The sequence below is a fragment of the Burkholderia sp. MSMB1078WGS genome (genome assembly GCF_001528895.1).
Taxonomy (GTDB): domain Bacteria; phylum Pseudomonadota; class Gammaproteobacteria; order Burkholderiales; family Burkholderiaceae; genus Burkholderia.
The window spans coordinates 37,605-54,370 of the sequence record NZ_LPDI01000015.1; the positions used below are offsets into that span (position 1 = coordinate 37,605).

General features: G+C 69.6%; 22 protein-coding genes. 5 read left to right on the top strand and 17 right to left on the bottom strand.

The window, feature by feature from the left end:
* Positions 1 to 37 precede the first annotated feature (37 nt).
* From WT24_RS03105 to WT24_RS03120, 4 genes are all read right to left on the bottom strand, one after another.
* Positions 38 to 367: a DUF1488 domain-containing protein gene (locus tag WT24_RS03105; protein WP_059794170.1), complete on the bottom strand. Its 330-nt coding sequence runs from the start codon at positions 365 to 367 to the stop codon at positions 38 to 40.
* Between the two features lie 4 nt (positions 368 to 371).
* The gene (locus tag WT24_RS03110) at positions 372 to 920 is read right to left on the bottom strand and encodes a type 1 glutamine amidotransferase domain-containing protein (RefSeq protein WP_059502828.1); all 549 of its coding nucleotides are present in this window, start codon (positions 918 to 920) and stop codon (positions 372 to 374) included.
* A 235-nt stretch (positions 921 to 1,155) separates the two neighbouring features.
* On the bottom strand, positions 1,156 to 1,521 hold the full coding sequence (locus WT24_RS03115; protein ID WP_060031196.1) for a DUF3022 domain-containing protein: 366 nt from the start codon (positions 1,519 to 1,521) through the stop codon (positions 1,156 to 1,158).
* Between the two features lie 84 nt (positions 1,522 to 1,605).
* The gene (locus WT24_RS03120; protein WP_059794168.1) at positions 1,606 to 2,073 is read right to left on the bottom strand and encodes a hypothetical protein; all 468 of its coding nucleotides are present in this window, start codon (positions 2,071 to 2,073) and stop codon (positions 1,606 to 1,608) included.
* 157 nt (positions 2,074 to 2,230) lie between these two features.
* Between WT24_RS03120 and WT24_RS03125 the strand changes: the two genes are divergently transcribed.
* Both WT24_RS03125 and WT24_RS03130 read left to right on the top strand, forming a co-directional pair.
* Positions 2,231 to 2,587: a DUF3175 domain-containing protein gene (locus WT24_RS03125; RefSeq protein ID WP_059502833.1), complete on the top strand. Its 357-nt coding sequence runs from the start codon at positions 2,231 to 2,233 to the stop codon at positions 2,585 to 2,587.
* A gap of 42 nt (positions 2,588 to 2,629) precedes the next feature.
* Entirely contained in the window at positions 2,630 to 3,949 is a 1,320-nt protein-coding gene (locus tag WT24_RS03130) for a cation:proton antiporter (protein ID WP_060031199.1), read from the top strand.
* Positions 3,950 to 3,952: 3 nt separating this feature from the next.
* Here WT24_RS03130 and ligD read toward each other — a convergent pair whose 3' ends face one another.
* The 12 genes from ligD to WT24_RS03185 all read right to left on the bottom strand — a co-directional run bounded on the left by ligD (position 3,953) and on the right by WT24_RS03185 (position 14,569).
* On the bottom strand, positions 3,953 to 6,670 hold the full coding sequence (gene ligD, locus WT24_RS03135; RefSeq protein ID WP_060031202.1) for a DNA ligase D: 2,718 nt from the start codon (positions 6,668 to 6,670) through the stop codon (positions 3,953 to 3,955).
* Positions 6,671 to 6,715: 45 nt separating this feature from the next.
* Positions 6,716 to 7,741 (bottom strand): Ku protein, encoded by a 1,026-nt coding sequence (locus WT24_RS03140; RefSeq protein WP_060031206.1) that lies wholly within the window; start codon positions 7,739 to 7,741, stop codon positions 6,716 to 6,718.
* A gap of 73 nt (positions 7,742 to 7,814) precedes the next feature.
* Entirely contained in the window at positions 7,815 to 9,920 is a 2,106-nt protein-coding gene (katE, locus tag WT24_RS03145; protein WP_059794161.1) for a catalase HPII, read from the bottom strand.
* 167 nt (positions 9,921 to 10,087) lie between these two features.
* Positions 10,088 to 10,474: a DUF3022 domain-containing protein gene (locus tag WT24_RS03150; protein ID WP_059502843.1), complete on the bottom strand. Its 387-nt coding sequence runs from the start codon at positions 10,472 to 10,474 to the stop codon at positions 10,088 to 10,090.
* Positions 10,471 to 10,632 (bottom strand): DUF1328 family protein, encoded by a 162-nt coding sequence (locus WT24_RS32045; RefSeq protein ID WP_006498332.1) that lies wholly within the window; start codon positions 10,630 to 10,632, stop codon positions 10,471 to 10,473. Before WT24_RS32045 ends, WT24_RS03150 begins: the two co-directional genes overlap by 4 nt.
* A gap of 46 nt (positions 10,633 to 10,678) precedes the next feature.
* Positions 10,679 to 10,867: a DUF3008 family protein gene (locus WT24_RS03155; RefSeq protein WP_059503021.1), complete on the bottom strand. Its 189-nt coding sequence runs from the start codon at positions 10,865 to 10,867 to the stop codon at positions 10,679 to 10,681.
* 71 nt (positions 10,868 to 10,938) lie between these two features.
* Positions 10,939 to 12,372: an RNA polymerase factor sigma-54 gene (gene rpoN / locus WT24_RS03160; protein WP_059502845.1), complete on the bottom strand. Its 1,434-nt coding sequence runs from the start codon at positions 12,370 to 12,372 to the stop codon at positions 10,939 to 10,941.
* A 196-nt stretch (positions 12,373 to 12,568) separates the two neighbouring features.
* Complete coding sequence (locus WT24_RS03165) at positions 12,569 to 13,078, bottom strand: DUF892 family protein (RefSeq protein ID WP_059502847.1); 510 nt, start codon at positions 13,076 to 13,078, stop codon at positions 12,569 to 12,571.
* Positions 13,079 to 13,165: 87 nt separating this feature from the next.
* Positions 13,166 to 13,480 carry a hypothetical protein gene (locus WT24_RS03170; RefSeq protein ID WP_059502849.1) on the bottom strand — a complete coding sequence of 105 codons (315 nt, stop codon included), beginning with the start codon at positions 13,478 to 13,480 and terminating at the stop codon, positions 13,166 to 13,168.
* Between the two features lie 50 nt (positions 13,481 to 13,530).
* Positions 13,531 to 13,842 carry a hypothetical protein gene (locus WT24_RS03175; protein ID WP_059502851.1) on the bottom strand — a complete coding sequence of 104 codons (312 nt, stop codon included), beginning with the start codon at positions 13,840 to 13,842 and terminating at the stop codon, positions 13,531 to 13,533.
* Positions 13,839 to 14,066 carry a hypothetical protein gene (locus tag WT24_RS03180; RefSeq protein ID WP_060031259.1) on the bottom strand — a complete coding sequence of 76 codons (228 nt, stop codon included), beginning with the start codon at positions 14,064 to 14,066 and terminating at the stop codon, positions 13,839 to 13,841. The genes WT24_RS03175 and WT24_RS03180 overlap by 4 nt, the downstream gene beginning before the upstream one ends.
* 200 nt (positions 14,067 to 14,266) lie before the next feature.
* Positions 14,267 to 14,569, bottom strand: coding sequence for a hypothetical protein (locus WT24_RS03185; RefSeq protein ID WP_012336612.1), 303 nt, complete (start codon positions 14,567 to 14,569; stop codon positions 14,267 to 14,269).
* 166 nt (positions 14,570 to 14,735) lie between these two features.
* On the opposite strand from WT24_RS03185, the gene WT24_RS03190 reads away from it, so the two are divergent.
* The 3 genes from WT24_RS03190 (at position 14,736) to WT24_RS03200 (ending at position 16,085) form a co-directional block, all read left to right on the top strand.
* Positions 14,736 to 14,990 (top strand): hypothetical protein, encoded by a 255-nt coding sequence (locus WT24_RS03190; RefSeq protein ID WP_059502854.1) that lies wholly within the window; start codon positions 14,736 to 14,738, stop codon positions 14,988 to 14,990.
* Positions 14,991 to 15,078: 88 nt separating this feature from the next.
* Positions 15,079 to 15,510: a CBS domain-containing protein gene (locus tag WT24_RS03195; protein WP_006498341.1), complete on the top strand. Its 432-nt coding sequence runs from the start codon at positions 15,079 to 15,081 to the stop codon at positions 15,508 to 15,510.
* 92 nt (positions 15,511 to 15,602) lie between these two features.
* On the top strand, positions 15,603 to 16,085 hold the full coding sequence (locus WT24_RS03200; protein WP_006498342.1) for a PRC-barrel domain-containing protein: 483 nt from the start codon (positions 15,603 to 15,605) through the stop codon (positions 16,083 to 16,085).
* Positions 16,086 to 16,185: 100 nt separating this feature from the next.
* Here the strand turns inward: WT24_RS03200 and WT24_RS03205 are convergent, their stop codons facing one another.
* Positions 16,186 to 16,665: a response regulator gene (locus tag WT24_RS03205; protein ID WP_059503025.1), complete on the bottom strand. Its 480-nt coding sequence runs from the start codon at positions 16,663 to 16,665 to the stop codon at positions 16,186 to 16,188.
* Positions 16,666 to 16,766 lie beyond the last annotated feature (101 nt).

Consider the following 16,766-nt stretch of genomic DNA (forward strand, 5'->3'; position numbering starts at 1 on the left):
AGGTGGCGGAAGGAACGCTCCGGCAAACGCGGTCCCGTCACGATTGCCGCTGGCGAAACGCCCCCGCCCGTCCGCGCTTGGCCGGCGCACGGAAATACCCGCTATGCAGCACCACGTCGTGGTCGCCGCTCGCCAGCACGTCCGCGCACGCGGCTTCGATACGCGTGCGGCCACGCTCGAACGCGTCGCGCAGGTCGGCTTCCAGCGCGGACTGCGCGCCGAAATGATCTTCCAGCGCCTCGACGGTGATCGCGCAGGTCTGCGGCACGCCGGCGACGTCGACGACGAAGCGCAACTGCAGCGCCGCACCGTCGAACGTGGGCGGTTCGTCGGCGAGCGTCACGGGGCGGGCGGAATCGGCCGGCATCGGCTCATGCCCCCCGCGACGCGAGGCGCTCGACCAGCGCGCCGTTGAACGCGGGCAGGTCGGCCGGCTTGCGGCTCGTGATCAGGTTGCCGTCGCGCACGACTTCCTCGTCCACCCACTTGCCGCCCGCATGGCGGATATCGTCCTGCAGGCTCGGCCAGCTCGTCATCGTCTTGCCCTCCACGAGCCCGGCCGACACGAGCAGCCAGCCGCCGTGGCAGATCGCCGCGACCGGCTTGCCGGCGCCGACGGCCGCCGTCACGAATTCGCGCGCGGCCGGCAGCATCCGGATCGCATCGCCGTTCACGACGCCGCCCGGCAGCACGACCGCGTCGTAGTCGCCTTCGCGCGCATCGTCGAACGTGCGATCGACCTTCACGCGCTCGCCCTTGTCGACGTGCCGGAAACCCTGGATCTCGCCGCGCTTCTGCGAAATCACGTCCACCTGCGCGCCTTCGGCCGCGAGCGCGCGCTGCGGTTCGACGAGCTCGGCTTCCTCGAAGCCGTCGACCGCGAGAATCGCTACCTTGCATTGATCCAGCCTGCCGCTCATGAAATGCCTCCGTGGAGTGGGATAAGGCGGCACACGTCGTGCCGTGCCGTCATCCAGCAATCGCCGTTCCGGCCGCCTGTCGCGGCACACCCGCGCGCCCTCCGGCGTCCGTCGGGGAACGACCCGCAATCGGATCCGACAGGCCCCCGAGGCCGGTCGGCCTGTGACAAACACCGGCCCTGCTGCAAAGTTTTCAACGTGATGTAACGCGACGTCGTGCGTCGATCCGGCGCGATTACTGCAGATGGCGTGCCGCATCGAGCATGGCGTCGGTCAACTCGATCGTCAGCGTCAGGTTCTCGTCGGTATCGGGCAATTGATCGAGCGTCTGCTGCACGGCATCGTGCAGCATCGCGTGCACGCGCATCCGCGCGCCGTCGTCGAGATCCGCGTAGCGTTCCATCGTCGAGCATTCGAGCGCGAGCACGACCGAATGTCGGGCCGCCTCCGGCGGCGCCTCGGCGGCATTCGCCCACGCCGCATGGAACATGACCCGGCCCGTCTCGACGTCCACGTGGACCGTCGTGTCGAGATCGTCCGTGTCGACTGCATCGTCGTCGAGCTCGTCGTGCGCCAGGGAAATTCGGGAATTCGATTGCATGATGTCCTCCTGCGTGGTGGCGGCGTGCCCATCCCGGGAACCGCGCCGCCATCGCGCCGTGCCGGCCGCGCCGGCACGACACCGTCAATAACCGCTGGACCCGCCGCCGGCAGCGCCGCCGCCGCCCGAGCCCGTCGAGCCCGCCGAACCGCCGCCGCCGGTACCCATACCGCCGGCACCCGTCCCGCCGGAGCCGCCCGCACCGCCGGCCCCACCCGAGCCGCCGCCGACACCGCCGCCCGTGGCGCCGCTGCCGCCCTCGCCCGCGCCGTTCGGGCCGCCGCCCGGCTTCGTGTGACGGGCCGATGTGCCGTGCGAGCGCATCCCGTGCTTCGCGCCATGCCGCTGCGTGCCCGCGGGCGGCGGCGGCGCGGCCGTATTGCCGTTGGCGCCCGGCGTCGACATGTCCATCGACGGATTCGGCGCGCCGGTGCCCTCGTCCGAGCGCTGCGAGTTCTGCGCCCACGCGGCCGGCGCGGCCGCGACGAGCGCGACAGCCGCGCAGGCCAGCACGCGCCGCGCGACAAACTTCGATTCGAATGCTGACTTCATGGCGTTTTCTCCCTATGGATGATCGCGTGATGGAAATTCCTGCTCCGATCCTTCAGCAAGGCCCATGCCGTCGCGGGCAGCGTTTGCGACGCGGCACGCGGTTTGCGTCGCCTCTCCCTGCATGCCCGTCCTGCGACCCCATACGGAGCCCTGCCTTATGCCTTCCGCTTCTGCTTCCCACTCGCACGGCAAGCGCCACACGCGCCGCCCGGGCCGCGCGCGCAGCGCCGACCCGGCCCACCGCAAGCGCTGGTCCGGCGAAGTCACGCAAAAAAGCGATGCGCTCGACATCGAGCCCGACATTTTCAAATCCGACGATCCAGCCGCGATCGCCGCGTCGCTGAAGCGCTCGGCCGAACACAGCCGCCGCCGCAAGGCGTCGCCGTTCCAGTCGGCGATGTCGATGCTGAACTTCTACGTGAACCGCGCGGGCCGCAACCTCCCCAAGACGCGCCGCACGACGCTCGAACGCGCGAAGAAAAAATTGCGCGAGGCGTTCGGCCGCAAGCCCTGACGATCGGCGCGCCGCCCGTACCGACCTGCCGCGATCACACGCATGCACGAAACCCTCTGGTACCTGATCATCGGGGCGGTGCTGTTGGGCATGGGCGTGGTGACGTCCGCGCTGCGCCACCTTCCCTGCAGCTCCGCCATGATTTACCTGGTGCTCGGCATCGCGCTCGGCCCGGCCGGCGCCGGCCTGCTGCACCTCGACCTCGAACGCGACGGCCGCCTGCTGCGCGAGATCGTCGAAGTCGCGCTGCTCGTGTCGCTGTTCGCGATCGGGCTGCGGTTGCGCGTGCCGCTGTCGGACAAGCTGTGGCTCGTGCCGTGCCGGCTCGGGCTGCTCGCGATGATCGTCACGGTGCCGCTGCTCGCGGCGTGCGCGGTGCTTGCGCTGGGTCTTGGCTGGGGCCCGGCGCTGCTGCTCGCGGCGATCCTCGCGCCGACCGATCCGGTGCTCGCGCACGACGTGCAGGTGCACGATCCGGGCGATCGCGACCTGGTGCGCTTCGCGTTGTCCGGCGAAGGCGGGATGAACGACGGCATCGCGCTGCCGTTCGCGCTCGCGGGGCTCGCGCTGTGTGGCGTACCCGGCGCGACGCACGGCATCCCGCCGCTGTCGGGCACGTTCGCGCTCGTCGCGCTGTGGGGCATCGCGGGCGCGGCCGCGATCGGCGGCGGGCTCGGCTGGGTCACGACGAAGACGATCGGCTGGCTGCGCACGCGCCACGCGCAGGCGCTCGGCCTCGAAGGCTTCTTCGCGCTGGCGCTGATCGTGCTGTCGTTCGGCGCCGCGCAGCTCGCGCATACGTTCGGCTTCATCGCGACGTTCGCCGCCGGCGTCGCGATGCGGCGCGTCGAGCATCGCGCGAGCGGCGACCGCCCGCCGCGCGAAGTGATCGGCCAGATCGATTCGGAAGACGTCGTCGCCACCGAAAAGCATCCGGACAAAGCGCATGCGTTCATGGCCGAATCGGTGCTCGGCTTCACGATCGAGCTCGAACGGATCGCCGAAGCGATCGTGATGACGATGATCGGCAGCGTGCTCTCGACGCTACCCGGCCCGCTGATCACGTGGGGCGCCGCCACGCTGGCCGCCGTGCTGTTCGTCGCGGTGCGCCCGCTCGCGGTGCTGGTCACGCTTGCCGGCTCGCGTGCGACCCATGCGCAGCGGCGGCTGATGGCGTGGTTCGGCATCCGCGGGATCGGGTCGTTCTACTACCTGCTGTTCGCGCTCGAGCATGGGCCGTCCGAGGTCGTGCGCCCGCTCGCGGCGCCAGTGCTGGCCGTCGTGTCCGCGTCGGTGGTCGCGCACGGGATTTCCGCTACTCCGCTGATGAACTGGTATTACCGGCTCCAGCATCGGCGCTGACGGTCATGCGTCGGCGCCGAGCCGCGAGCGCATCGCCGCGGTGATGCGCTGGCGCGCCTTCGCGTAGCCGTCCCACGGATCGCGCTTCAACGTGTCCAGGCGTTCGTGCAGCGTGTCGATCGACCATTGCGCGCCGCCCGTCGTGTCGGGCACCTCGTCCCAGTCGAGCGGCACCGACACGCCCATGCCGGGGCGCGCGCGCACCGAATACGCAGCGATCGTGCTCGCGCCGCGCCCGTTGCGCAGGTAGTCGATGAAGATCTTGCCGCGCCGATGGCGCGGCCCCATCGTCGCGGTGAAACGGTCGGGCAGCGTACCGGCCACGTGCTGCGCGACCGCGCGCGAAAAGTCCTTCACGTCGTCCCAGCCCGCATGCCGCGCGAGCGGCACGACGACGTGCAGCCCCTTGCCGCCGCTGGTCTTGCAGAACGACACGAGCCCGAGCTCGTCGAGCAGCCCGCGCACGAGTTGCGCGGCGTCGATCATCGTGCGCCACGGCAGCGCCGGGTCGGGATCGAGGTCGAACACGATGCGGTCGGGCCGCTCGATGTTCGACGCATGCGCGTTCCACGTGTGCAGCTCGACCGTGCCCATCTGCGCCGCGCCGAGCAGCGCATCGACGCTATCGATCGACAGCAGCGGCCCATGGCCCGGGTCGAGCCCTTCGTGCTGCGTGACGAACGGAATCTCGCGGCGCTCCGCGTGCTTCTGGAAGAACAGCTCGCCAGCGATGTCGCCCGGTGCGCGCACGAGCGAGACGGGCCGGCCTTTCAGGTCGGGCAGAAGCCACGGCGCGACCCATTGCCAGTACCGCGCGAGATCGATCTTGCGCGTGCCGCTTTGCGGGTCGAGCACGCGCTCGGGATGCGTGATGCGCACGCGGCCGAGCGTGTCGGCATCGGCATCGGCCCGCGCGCCGCGCGCGTTACCCGCGCTCGCGTGACGATCGGTGCGCGACGGCCGCCGCGGCTTGTCCTGCGTGGTCGAACGCTGATCCATCGCCTCCTCCGTTTCCAGGTGTTTCGGCATCTCGCGGACGATCTGTGCCGCCGGCTTGTCCTCGCGCAGCGCGATGAACGCGGCCTGCCGCACGATGCCGTCGCCGGTCCATTCCGCGAATTCGCATTCGGCGACGAGGCTCGGCTCGACCCAGTGCACGCGCGTGCGCGTGCGTTCGCGCGGCGGCGCATCGAACGGCATCGTGTCGCGTTCGTGCCGGCGCAGGATTGCGGCGAGACGATCGAGCATCCGCGCGTCGAAGCCGGTGCCGACGCGGCCGACGTAGCGCAGCGGCCCGGCCCCGCGCCGCCGTTTGCCGGCCGGCGCCGGTTCGTGCACGCCGAGCAGCAGCGCGCCGAAGCCGTGCCGGCTGCCCGACGGCTCCGTGAAGCCGCCGATCACGAACTCCTGCCGGCGCCGGCATTTGAGCTTGATCCAGGCAGGCGAACGGCCGGCGCGATAGCGCGAGTCCGCACGCTTGCCGATCAGCCCTTCGAGGCCGGTGTCGCAGGCGCTCGCGATCAGCGACGCGATGTCCTCGCCGAGATCGGGCGAAAAACGCACACGCGCCGGATCGCTGTTCGCGAGCAGCGGTTCGAGCAGCACGCGACGGGCCGTGAGCGGCGCGTCGCGCAGGTCGTATCCGTCGAGATAAGGCAGATCGAACACGAAGAAAACGATCGCGTCCGCCTTTCCGGTGCCGAACGCGTTCTGCAACGCCTGGAAATCGGGCAGGCCGTTTTCGCCGAGCACGACGGCCTCGCCGTCGAGCCATGCGTCGTCGACGTCGAGCGCCGCGAGCGCGTCGCGCTGCGCGCGCAGCTTCGCGGTCCAGTCCCGGCCTTCGCGCGTCATCAACGTGACGCGCCGGCGTGCGCCCTTCCCTGCGATACGCGCCAGGATCCGATAGCCGTCGAACTTCAGTTCGTAACTCCAACCGCCCTGCGTCGGCGGCGCGTCGACCAGTGTCGCGAGTTGCGGCGCGACGCGCTCGGGCAGCGGTGCACGCACCGCGCCTTCGACTTGCGACGGTTCGGTGGGGCGCGGGCTTTCGTGTCGCGCGCCACGTGCGGCGCCGTCCGCGCCGGTCGATCCACGGCGCCGCCCCGCGCCGTTGGACGCACCGTCATGCACGCTTCCCGGCCGCTCGCCGACGACGTCGAATTCATCCGCGCCGCGTGCTTCGTCGTCGCGCTCCTTGATCAGCAGCCACTGCTCCTGGCGCCCTTCCTGCCGCCCGCTGCGCACGAGCGCCCAGCCGCCGTGCAACTTCCGGCCGTCCAGCCGAAACGTCAGCTTGCCGGCCCGATAGCCTTCGCGCGCGTGCGCGATGCCGCCATCGGGCGTCCACGTGCCTTCGTCCCACACGACGACCGACCCCGCACCGTAATGCCCGGCCGGAATCTCGCCTTCGAACGACGCGTATTCGAGCGGATGGTCCTCGACGTGCACGGCGAGCCGCTTCACCCGCGGATCGAAGCTCGGCCCCTTCGGCACGGCCCACGACTTCAGCGTGCCGTCGAGCTCGAGCCGGAAGTCGTAGTGCAGCCGTCGCGCGTGGTGTTCCTGGATCACGAAGCGCAGCGGATGGCGTGCGCGCGCGGCAGGCTTCGTGTCCGCTTTCGTCTGCGCTTTCGCGCGACGCTTTCCGTGCGCCCCTTCGGGCTCGGGCGTCGCGCCGAAATGGCGCTTGCGGCGATACGGATCGAGCTTGCCGGCCATCGCATCACCTCGTCGGAGTCGGAGTCGGAATCGGCATCATCGGCATCACGCCGCATGCTTGCGACGCGCGGCGGTCTTCTTCGCCGCAGGGTCGCTCGCCGCGCCGCGTTTCGCGGCGGTTCGCTTCGCCGCGGTTTTCGTTGCCGCGCCTTTCGATGCGGATTTCGCCGTGGTTTTCGCCGCCGGCTTGCGGCGCGCGCCGCCCCGCGACGACGACGCGTCGCGCTCCGCTTCGTCGCGCTCGTCACGCAGGTCCGCCGCGCGCGCGCCGGCGCCGCCGCCCTTCAGGCTGCGCTTCAGCAGCTCGGTGAGATCGACCACGTTGCTGGCCGCGCGGCCAGTCTGCGCGGGCCGGTCCTCGATCTCCTCGATCTTGCCCGCGCGCACCTTGCGCTCGACCAGTTCGAGAATGTCGTCGCGGAACGTGTCGTGATATTCGTCGGGCGTCCATTTGCCGGACATGTCGTCGATCAGCTTCTTCGCCATGTCGAGTTCGCGCGCGGTGACGCCCGCGCCCTTCGCGTCGTCGGCCGGCACCGACAATTCGTCGAGCGGCCGCAGTTCCTCCTGCCAGCGCAGCGTATCGAGCGCGAGCATCGGCCCGACCGGAATCAGCGCGCCCAGATGCTGGCGGTCGCGCATCACCACGAGCGCGATGCCGATCTTGCCGCTGTCCTTCAGCGCGTCGCGCAGCAGCGCGTAGACCTTCTCGCCTTTGCGGTCGGGCACCAGGTAGTACGGCGTGTCGAGATAGAGGAACGACACGGCGTCCTCGTCGACGAAGGTCAGGATGTCGACGGTCTGCGTCGATTCCGGGTTCGCCGCGCGGATTTCGTCGTCGCTGAGCACGACGTAGCGCTCCTTCTCGTACTCGTAGCCGCGCACGATGTCCTCGCGCGCGACCTCCTTGCCGGTGCGCTTGTTGATCTGCCGATAGCCGATCGGGTCCATCGAGCGCTTGTCGAGCATCCGGAACGACGGCTTCACGGTACGCGTCGCCGGAAACAACTGCACGGGCACGTGCACGAGCCCGAAGCTGATCGCGCCTTTCCATATCATCCGCGGTGCCATGCGTGGTTCCTCCTTGCCGGATGCGCGCCCGCCCGGGAGCGGGCGCGCCGTACGGCGCAAGCCGCCGCCGGCCCTATGCCGGCAGTTCGGCCGCCTGCTGTTCGCGCGCCCACACGCGATGCTGGCCCAGGTGATCCGACAACGTGTTCAGCACCTTGTCGAGATCGACCGCCTGCCCGACGCACACGCCTTCGGCCGGATCCGGCAGGTGGGCGGCGCTGAGCAATTGCCGCCCCGACCCGACGGCCGCGATCGGCTTCAGGTGCTTGAACGCCTCGCGCACGAAATGGCGGGCTTCGGCGCTGTGCGCGAGGTCGCGCCCATCGCCGTCGCCGCCGCAAACGAACACCGCATCGAACATCACCGACGGCATGCCGGCCAGCGTCGCCTCCGGCACGATGCCGCCGATCGGCGCGAGCGTCGGCGCGACGATCGTCGGCACCGCGTGCGCGGCCTGCAGCGCATCGCGCACCTGCTCGACGAGCACCTGGTTCACGCCGGGCGTCGCGATCAGCGCGATCTTGCGCGAGCGGATGCCGGGCTTCGCGCGACCGATCAGGCTCAGCGCGGGCGAACGCTGCGCGACGGCCGGCGTCGCGGCCGCCTGCGGCGCGGGCAGCCCGAGCCGTTCGGCGACCTGCGCGGCGAGCCCCGCGTCGAAGCGCGCGATGATCTCGTTGACCACGCGCTCGCGAATCTTCGGCTGCGTCACCTTGCCGAGTTCGAAGCAGTACGCGTCGCGGATATGCCGCTGCTCGATCTCGGTCATGCTCTGGTAGAACAGCGCGGCTTGCGAAAAATGGTCGGCGAACGATTCGCTGCGCACGCGCACCTTGTGGCCTTCGAGCGGCTCGGGCACGGTCTCGAAACCGCCGCCGGACGGCGCGGGCGGCGTCTCGCGCGGCCAGCCGCCGCTCGTCGAGTTCGGCTCGTACGACGCCTGCCCGACGTTGATCGTCTGCCGGTGCATCGCGTCGCGCTGATTGTTCGCGAACGGACACACCGGCCGGTTGATCGGGATCTCGTGGAAATTCGGGCCGCCGAGCCGGCTCAGTTGCGTATCGGTGTACGAGAACAGCCGCCCCTGCAACAGCGGGTCGTTCGTGAAGTCGATGCCCGGCACGACGTGGCCCGGGTGAAACGCGACCTGCTCGGTCTCCGCGAAGAAGTTGTCGGGGTTGCGGTTCAGCGTCATCCGGCCGATCGGCCGCACCGGCACGATTTCTTCCGGTACGAGCTTGGTCGCATCCAGCAGGTCGAAGTCGAATGTGTCCGCGTCGGCCGGATCGATCATCTGCACGCCGAGCTCGAACTCCGGATAGTCGCCGCGCTCGATCGCCGCCCACAGGTCGCGCCGATTGAAATCCGGGTCGTGGCCGGCGATTCGCTGCGCCTCGTCCCACAGCAGCGAATACGCGCCGCTCACGGGCCGCCAGTGGAATTTCACGAAACGCTCGACGCCGGCCGCGTTCACGAAACGGAACGTGTGCACGCCGAAGCCGTCCATCGCGCGATAGCTCGCCGGCAACGCGCGGTCCGACATCAGCCACAGCACCATGTGCGTGGTTTCCGGTACCAGCGACACGAAATCCCAGAACGTGTCGTGCGCCGACGCGCCGGTCGGCATCTCGTTCGGCGCTTCAGGCTTCACCGCGTGCACGAAGTCGGGGAACTTGATCGCATCCTGGATGAAGAACACCGGCATGTTGTTGCCGACGAGGTCGTAGTTGCCTTCCTCGGTATAGAACTTCACCGCGAAGCCGCGCACGTCGCGCACGGTGTCGGACGACCCGCGCGGCCCCTGCACGGTCGAGAAGCGCACGAATACCGGCGTTTCGGCGGCCGGGTCCTGCAGAAACGCGGCCTTCGTGTAGTCGGCCATCGGCTCGTATACGCGGAACACGCCGTGAGCGGCCGCACCGCGCGCATGCACCACCCGCTCCGGAATGCGCTCGTGATCGAAATGCGTGATCTTCTCGCGCATGATGAAGTCTTCGAGCAGCGACGGGCCGCGCGCGCCGCCTCGCAGCGTGTTCTGGTTGTCGGCGATCCGCACGCCCTGGTTGGTGCGCAACGCCTCGCCGTCGGGCCGCGCACGGTTCTCTTCGAGCTGGCGCGACTTCGCGCTGTCGGGCGGTTGCGTCGGCGGGGTCTGGCCGGCGGATGGGGGATTCGTCATCGTCAGGGGTCCTCGTGGGATTCGCTAGGGAACCGCCGCACGACGACGCGCCGCGGCGCGCGCGTGCGGACGGCAGGGAACGCCGGCCCCGATGCCGCGAAACGGTCGCGAAACGGTCGCGAAACGGTCTCGAAACGACCGCGAACGGCCGCGGGCCGGCCGCGGCGTCAGGGCGCGCGCAGCGCCGCGTCGAATTCGGCGCGCGTCACGTCGAGCGCGACGTTGCATTCGATCGCGGCATCCTCGATGCGCGGCTTGTGCTCGTCCACCGCGCGCCGCGCGCGGTCGCACAGCTGCGTGCGCACGCGCAGCCGGTCGGCCGTGTCGAGCGACGCGTAGCGCTCGACCACGTCCGCATCGAACCGCATGTCGACCGCGCAGCGCCATTCGCGCGCGTCCTCGTCGGACGGCACGCGCACCCACGACACGTGGATCGTCAGCCGTCCCGATGCGTCGTCCGCATGCACGACGACGGTCGACTGCGACGGAAAGCCGATCGCGAACGCGTGCTCGAGTTCCTGCACGCGCTGCGACCGGTCGGGCGTTACGCTCATCGTCGCACGACGCCCAGAAGCAGCGTGACCAGAAAGATCACGACGAAGATGTAGAACAGGATCTTCGCGATCTCGGCCGCGCCGGCGGCGATGCCGCCGAAGCCGAACACGGCCGCGATGATCGCGATGACGAAGAAAATGATGGCGTATCGAAGCATGGAACCCTCCTGGATGACAGCAGTCGTCACTAAACGTCGGCGGCGCTCACGCATCGTGCTTGTGTTTCGGTTTGCCGTGCGTGGACGTGGACGCCATTTTCTCGAGCTCTTTCTCGCTCATCGACCTGGCCATCGATTTCGCCGGCGGCTTGAGATCCTTCATTTTCGCGTCGCCGCGCTTGGCCGACAGCGCGGCTCCCGCGGCACGCTGCTGGGCCTGGGATTTGGCTGGCATGGTCGCGCTCCTCTCGTTGGCGCGCGAGCCGACGCAACGCGCGGCACGCGCGGGGTGGAACAATCGGGCCGTCACGCGGCGTCGCGACGCCGCAGGTCGGCCGGCGGAATCTTCATCGCCTGGCGATACTTCGTCACCGTGCGGCGCGCAAGAAGAATGCCGCGGCCCGCGAGGTTCTCGGCGAGCGCGACGTCGGACAGCGGATCGGTATCCCGCTCGGCCGCGATCATGTCGCGGATCAGCACCTTCGCGGCCGACGCCGAACACACACCCTTGCCCGCGGCCTCGAGCTTGCGCGGGAAGAAGTGCTTGAACTCGAACGTACCGTGCGGCGTGGCCATGTACTTGTTGCCGGTGGCGCGCGATACGGTCGACTCGTGCAGGTCGAGTTCTTCGGCGATGTCGCGCAGCACGAGCGGCTTCATCGCGATCTCGCCGTAGCGGAAGAAATCGCGCTGCCGCGCGACGATGCATTCGCCCACGCGCTGAATCGTGTCGAAGCGCTTCTGCACGTTGCGGATCAGCCAGCGCGCCTCCTGCAGCTGCTGGCCGAGCGGCGAATCGCGCTCGCCGCTGGACTGCGCGAACAGCGTCGCGTAGCGCTCGTGCAAGCGCGCACGCGGCAGCACGGCCGGATTGATCGTGACGACCCATTCGTCGCGCACCTGGCGCACGATCACGTCAGGCACCACGTAATCGCCGCGCGTGCTGCCGTAGTGATTGCCGGGGCGCGGGTCGAGCCCGCGCACCAGCGCGCAGGCAGCATGCAGCGTCTGCGTGTTGCAGCCGAGGCGCCGCTGGATCTCGGCCGTCTCGCGGCGCGCGAGCCGCTCCAGATGCTCGCGCGCGATCGCTTTCGCTTCCGCGAGCGCCGGCGTGCCGGCCGGAATCGCGTCGAGCTGCAACACCAGGCATTCGGACAACGAACGGGCGGCGATCCCCGGCCGGTCGAGCATCTGCACGAGCCGCAGCGCGACCGCGAGATCCTGCTCCGACAGCAGCCACGCCGGATCGGCGGCGACCAGGAGTTCGGGAAGCGCCTGACGCAGGTAGCCGTCATCGTCCAGCGCATCGATCACGAGGCGCGCGGCTTCGCGATCGCGTTTGTTGAGCGGATAGAGCCGGAGCGCATCGTGCAGTTGCTGATGCAGCGACGGCTCGGCGGCCATCCATTCGCCGGGCGACAGGCCGTCGCCGTCCTCGCCCTGGCGGCTCGTGCCGCGCGGCGCGGGCGCGGCGGTAAACGGCACCTCGCCGTCCGGCGGGCGGATTTCGTCGTGCTCGGGCGCCGCTTCGGGCGCGGCCGCTTCGGTCGGCTGCTCGGGCGTTCCGGCAGCCGTTTCCTCGTCGCCCAGGCCGTCTTCGAGAAACGGGTTCATGTCGAGCGCCTGACGCAATTCCTGTTGAAATTCAAGCGAGGACAACTGCAGCAGCCGCAGCGACTGCTGAAGCCTCGGCGTAAGTGCCAGATGCTGTCGCATCTGCAGCGCAAGCGAGACGGGCATCGAAAGCCTCCTGACGGTTCGGTTCGCGGTATGTCTTCTACCGGACGTCATGCAGCTTCCGTGCCAATCGCGCAAAGCGCGATGCGTCGCGGCTCTCGCGGGTTCGAACCCCGTCTCGACACACGCCGAGAAAGCTTTTTTACAAGCCGGGGGCAAGTTTGGGGCACGCATTTCGCTCGCGGGAAAACGCGCGTCGTTACCGCTTCGCATCGATGCGGTCGACCGCCGAACGATCGAGAAACGCGGTCGTCAACTCGGGCAGATGACGCAGCAACCAAGCGGCCATGTCGCGCTCCTGCTGCAGGATCCGCTCGCAACACGCGCGGATCTCTTCTTCGCCGGCCGCGTGCGCCGCCGCGACGAGCGCCGTGTACGCGGCGATTTCGAGTTGCTCGAACGCATAGCCGGCCAACGCCGTCTTCACGACTTCGTCGTCCGCCAGCATGCCGCTCGCGATCTGCCCGTAGGCGGCGACGCGCGCGGACAGATCCTTGGTCGCCGACGGCGACGTACCGAGCCGCATCAGGCACGCTTCGACGAGCGCCTGCTGGCCGAGCGTCTCGTCAAGATGCAGCCGGAGCCGATCCTGCAATTGCGGATAGTGGCCGACCCGCTTCATCTGCGCGTCGATCATCGTCTCGGCCTGGCGCTCCATCGCGTATGCATCGCGCAGCCAGTCCTCCAGGTGCTCGTGCTGATTCGCCATCGCATTCCTCCGACCGCATCGCGATGCGGCATGCCGTGACACGGCGTCGCGACGCGTCGCCGCGCCGCGTCGCCGCAACGCGTCGTGTCAGTACTGCATCGGCGGCGGCGTGCCCGGCAGCGGCGGGTCGCCCTGCGTGCCGTTCGGGCCGGGCGGCGGCACGTCGGCCGGTTCGCCGACGGTCGCGCCCTGCGGCATCGCGTTGCCCGGCGACGGACGGGTGTCGTAGCGCGTATTCGCATCCGGCATCGTCGTGGTCGACTGCGCGCCGCGGCCGTCGGGCGGCGCGGGCGGCGCCGCATGCGCGCCGTAGGGGCCGTTGGTCGGTTGCGTGCATGCGCCCAGCGCGCACGCAGCGGCGAACGCACAGGCGCCCACCCGTATCGTCTGGATCGTGTTCATCGAATCCTCCCGGAAGTCGGCGGCTCGGGGCCACGCCGCGGCGGCACCGCTCAGAGCCGGTTGAAATGGAAATCGCCCGCGTACGCGGTCGGCCCGCGGCGCGCCATCATCGCGTCGAATTCGGCCGCGACGCGCGTGAGCGCACCGCGTTGCCGTTCGACGTCGGCCCGTTCGAGCGCGGCGAAGGCGTCGGGGTCGAACGTGACGGTCAGCGACGCCGGATGGCCGTCGACGTGAAAGCCGACGTGCAATGCACCGGCCGGCTGCTCCTCGACGTGAAACGGCATCTCGCGCGCCTCGAAATGGCGGCCGAGCGTCTCCGCGATGTCGCGCAGCAGGCCGGGTTTCACGCGGATACTCATTGCAGGCCCTCCCTGCGCACGAGCGACATCGCGCGCACTGGCGGCTCCGGGGACGGTGGATCGCGTTCCGGCGGCGCATGCCCGGGCGGGTCGCCCTCCGGTTCCCGGTACGGTTCGGGCATGTCCGGCGGCACGTCGTCGGGATCGGGCGGCTCGGGGTCCGGCTCGATGTCGGGGATCGGTGGCTCGGGCCGTTGCAGCCACCGCTCGGGTTCGTGTGTCATCGGCATTCCCTATGGTTGCTGGATTCGGGTCGATATCGGCGCGACGGCCGCGTATCGACGATTGGCGAAGCGAAGATCCGCAAACCGCGTGCCGTCCGCTCCCGTCGTCCCTGCACGGGCGTCGACGCGGCGTCGCGCGGCCCAACGCGAAGCGCCATGCCTTCGCTACACCGTTCGCTGCAAAACTTGCAAGCACGCCGCTACGCGTCGTACGCGGCCATGACCAGCCACAGCTCGCGGCCGTCGTCCCGCACGCGCGCCGCGAGCGCGTAGGGATCCGACGGCTCGCACGCGCGCTGCAGCGCGAAGCGCGCCGGCTCGGTCGCCCCGAACGTCTCGTCGCCGAGCGGCCGCACGTCGGCCTTGCCCTCGAACATCCGGCGCTCGGGCCGGTAGATCAGCGGTTCATGCTTCCACGTGTCGAAATGGCTCTTCACGGAATCGAATCCGCCGCCGCATACGTTGATCTCGTAGCGCACCCCTGGTCGTCGTTTCGGAATCATCGTCGTACCTCCCGCTCGATATGCGCGCAGCAGGCCTGCTGTTGCGCCGTGTCGTCATGGTCGTCGTCGTGGTCACCGGGGGAGCGGCAAATCACGTGCCGTGCGTGCGGACCGGGAACGCCGGTTGCGCCGAGGCGGCTCATCGTCCCCGATACGGAGCACCGCCATGAAGGATTCGACCCGGCACGGCCACGACGCACCGGCGCACGAGCGGCAGCCCGACCCGCACCCGCCGCTGAAAGACCAGGACCGCACGCACACACGCCACTCGGAGCGTCATATCGACAAGCAGCTCGAGGACACGTTTCCAGCGAGCGACCCGCCCGCGACCGGCGGCGTCACGCGCATCGAGCCCGACACGCCGCCCGGCACGCATGACGATGGGCCGTGGCAGGACAAGCGGGAACGCGACGACGAATGACGCGACGACCCACGCGCACGGCATGCGGCTTGCTGGATCGCAGCAGCCGCATCGGCACATTGCTTCACCTACCGCCAAGGAGAATTTCATGCATCGCGTCAACGAAATCATGTCGCAGGACGTCGTGCGGATCGCACCGACCGACTCGATCCGTCATGCCGCCCAACTGATGGAGCGCTACGACATCGGCGCGCTGCCCGTGTGCGACAACAACCGGCTGGTCGGGATGGTGACGGACCGCGATCTCGCGGTGCGCGCGATCTCGGCCGGCAAGCCGCCGGAGACGCGAATCCACGAGGTCGCGTCCGGCCCGATCGAATGGTGCTTCGACGACGATTCGCTGGACGAGATCCAGCACTACATGGCCGATGCGCAACTGCGCCGGCTGCCCGTCGTCGATCACGACAAGCGCCTGGTCGGCATGCTGTCGCTTGCCGACATCGCGACGCGCACGGCCAGCCCGGAGCGCGACGACGTGGCGAACACGCTGGAAGGCGTGTCGCAACCGAAGCAGACGTGACGGAGCGATTTTCGCCCCGCCCCGACAACCCGCGCGACCCGCAGGGCCCGCCCCCCGGGCACGGTCGCGCCCCACGCAGCCTGGAGGAAACCATGCAGACTCCCGATCAAGGTCAGACCCGCATCATCGGCAAGGGCGCCGCGACGGCGGCCGGCCCCGGCCCCGACGTGATGGCGGCCGATACGCTGGAAGGCGACAAGGTCTATACGACCGACGGCGACGATGTCGGCAAGATCAAGGACATCATGCTCGACGTGCGCTCCGGCCGCATCGCGTATGCGGTGCTGTCGAGCGGCGGCATCCTCGGCATCGGCGACAAGCTCCATGCGATCCCGTGGAGCGCGCTGACGCTCGATACCGAGCGCAAGTGCTTCCTGCTGTCGGTATCGTCCGAGCGGATCCGCAACGCGCCGGGGTTCGACAAGGACCACTGGCCGGCAATGGCCGATCCGCAATGGGCCGAGCCGCTGCACGAGTTCTACGGCAGCACCCCGTACTGGAGTGCCGGCGACGAGCTCGGGCTGACCGACCCGACCGAAGACCTCGACGATCCGCGCACGCGCGGCCGCCACTGACCGCACCGCGACGCAGCGCCGGTTCGCCGGCGCATCCGTCCGACACGCCCCGCCCGCGCGGGGCGTTTTTTTGCCCGCGCCGCGCGCGCCGCCAGCCTTTTTACAAGGGTCGTGTAACGTCCCCGTCCGGCGCCACCGCGCCGCCGCACGCCGATTCGAGGTAGCCCAGCAGCCGGTGCGGCGTCAGCGGCTTCGCGCAATGCGCATCGAAGCCGGCTTCCTTCGCCAGTTCGCGATCCCGCCGCGACGCCAGCCCGCTGCACGCGATCAGCAGCATGTCGGCCGTTTGCGGATCGCCGCGCAGCCGCGTCGCCAGTTCCAGTCCGTCGAGGCCCGGCATCGCGATATCGAGCACGACCGCGAACGGCTGCCAGTCGCGTGCGACGTCGCACACGGCGAACGGATCGTCGGCGACCCGGCACTCGAAGCCGCGCGCCTCGAGCAGCAGGCGCAGCGCATCCGCCGCATCGCGATAGTCGTCGACGACGAGCACGCGGCGCGGGCGGCGCGGCACGCTGTCGGGCGCGCGCCACAGCAGCACGTCGTCGGCGGCCGGGTCGTCGCCGGGGTCGGGTAGCATCTGCTTCTCCTGTCGTTGGACGGACTTGTCACGCAAGGCGCGCGCCCATAGCGACTGCATGCGGCATGCCGGTTGCTGCGTGGTTCGCATCGTCGATCCGG

Coding starts and splice junctions, on each gene's coding strand:
- WT24_RS03180 (WP_060031259.1), bottom strand. CDS start 14,066: ATGACACACGAACCCGAGCGGTGGCTGCAACGGCCCGAGCCACCGATC.
- WT24_RS03110 (WP_059502828.1), bottom strand. CDS start 920: ATGAGCGGCAGGCTGGATCAATGCAAGGTAGCGATTCTCGCGGTCGAC.
- WT24_RS03120 (WP_059794168.1), bottom strand. CDS start 2,073: ATGAAGTCAGCATTCGAATCGAAGTTTGTCGCGCGGCGCGTGCTGGCC.
- WT24_RS03125 (WP_059502833.1), top strand. CDS start 2,231: ATGCCTTCCGCTTCTGCTTCCCACTCGCACGGCAAGCGCCACACGCGC.
- rpoN (WP_059502845.1), bottom strand. CDS start 12,372: ATGCCCGTCTCGCTTGCGCTGCAGATGCGACAGCATCTGGCACTTACG.
- katE (WP_059794161.1), bottom strand. CDS start 9,920: ATGACGAATCCCCCATCCGCCGGCCAGACCCCGCCGACGCAACCGCCC.
- WT24_RS32045 (WP_006498332.1), bottom strand. CDS start 10,632: ATGCTTCGATACGCCATCATTTTCTTCGTCATCGCGATCATCGCGGCC.
- WT24_RS03175 (WP_059502851.1), bottom strand. CDS start 13,842: ATGAGTATCCGCGTGAAACCCGGCCTGCTGCGCGACATCGCGGAGACG.
- WT24_RS03155 (WP_059503021.1), bottom strand. CDS start 10,867: ATGCCAGCCAAATCCCAGGCCCAGCAGCGTGCCGCGGGAGCCGCGCTG.
- ligD (WP_060031202.1), bottom strand. CDS start 6,670: ATGGCCGGCAAGCTCGATCCGTATCGCCGCAAGCGCCATTTCGGCGCG.
- WT24_RS03140 (WP_060031206.1), bottom strand. CDS start 7,741: ATGGCACCGCGGATGATATGGAAAGGCGCGATCAGCTTCGGGCTCGTG.
- WT24_RS03170 (WP_059502849.1), bottom strand. CDS start 13,480: ATGAACACGATCCAGACGATACGGGTGGGCGCCTGTGCGTTCGCCGCT.
- WT24_RS03105 (WP_059794170.1), bottom strand. CDS start 367: ATGCCGGCCGATTCCGCCCGCCCCGTGACGCTCGCCGACGAACCGCCC.
- WT24_RS03205 (WP_059503025.1), bottom strand. CDS start 16,665: ATGCTACCCGACCCCGGCGACGACCCGGCCGCCGACGACGTGCTGCTG.
- WT24_RS03115 (WP_060031196.1), bottom strand. CDS start 1,521: ATGCAATCGAATTCCCGAATTTCCCTGGCGCACGACGAGCTCGACGAC.
- WT24_RS03200 (WP_006498342.1), top strand. CDS start 15,603: ATGCAGACTCCCGATCAAGGTCAGACCCGCATCATCGGCAAGGGCGCC.
- WT24_RS03130 (WP_060031199.1), top strand. CDS start 2,630: ATGCACGAAACCCTCTGGTACCTGATCATCGGGGCGGTGCTGTTGGGC.
- WT24_RS03190 (WP_059502854.1), top strand. CDS start 14,736: ATGAAGGATTCGACCCGGCACGGCCACGACGCACCGGCGCACGAGCGG.
- WT24_RS03195 (WP_006498341.1), top strand. CDS start 15,079: ATGCATCGCGTCAACGAAATCATGTCGCAGGACGTCGTGCGGATCGCA.
- WT24_RS03165 (WP_059502847.1), bottom strand. CDS start 13,078: ATGGCGAATCAGCACGAGCACCTGGAGGACTGGCTGCGCGATGCATAC.
- WT24_RS03150 (WP_059502843.1), bottom strand. CDS start 10,474: ATGAGCGTAACGCCCGACCGGTCGCAGCGCGTGCAGGAACTCGAGCAC.
- WT24_RS03185 (WP_012336612.1), bottom strand. CDS start 14,569: ATGATTCCGAAACGACGACCAGGGGTGCGCTACGAGATCAACGTATGC.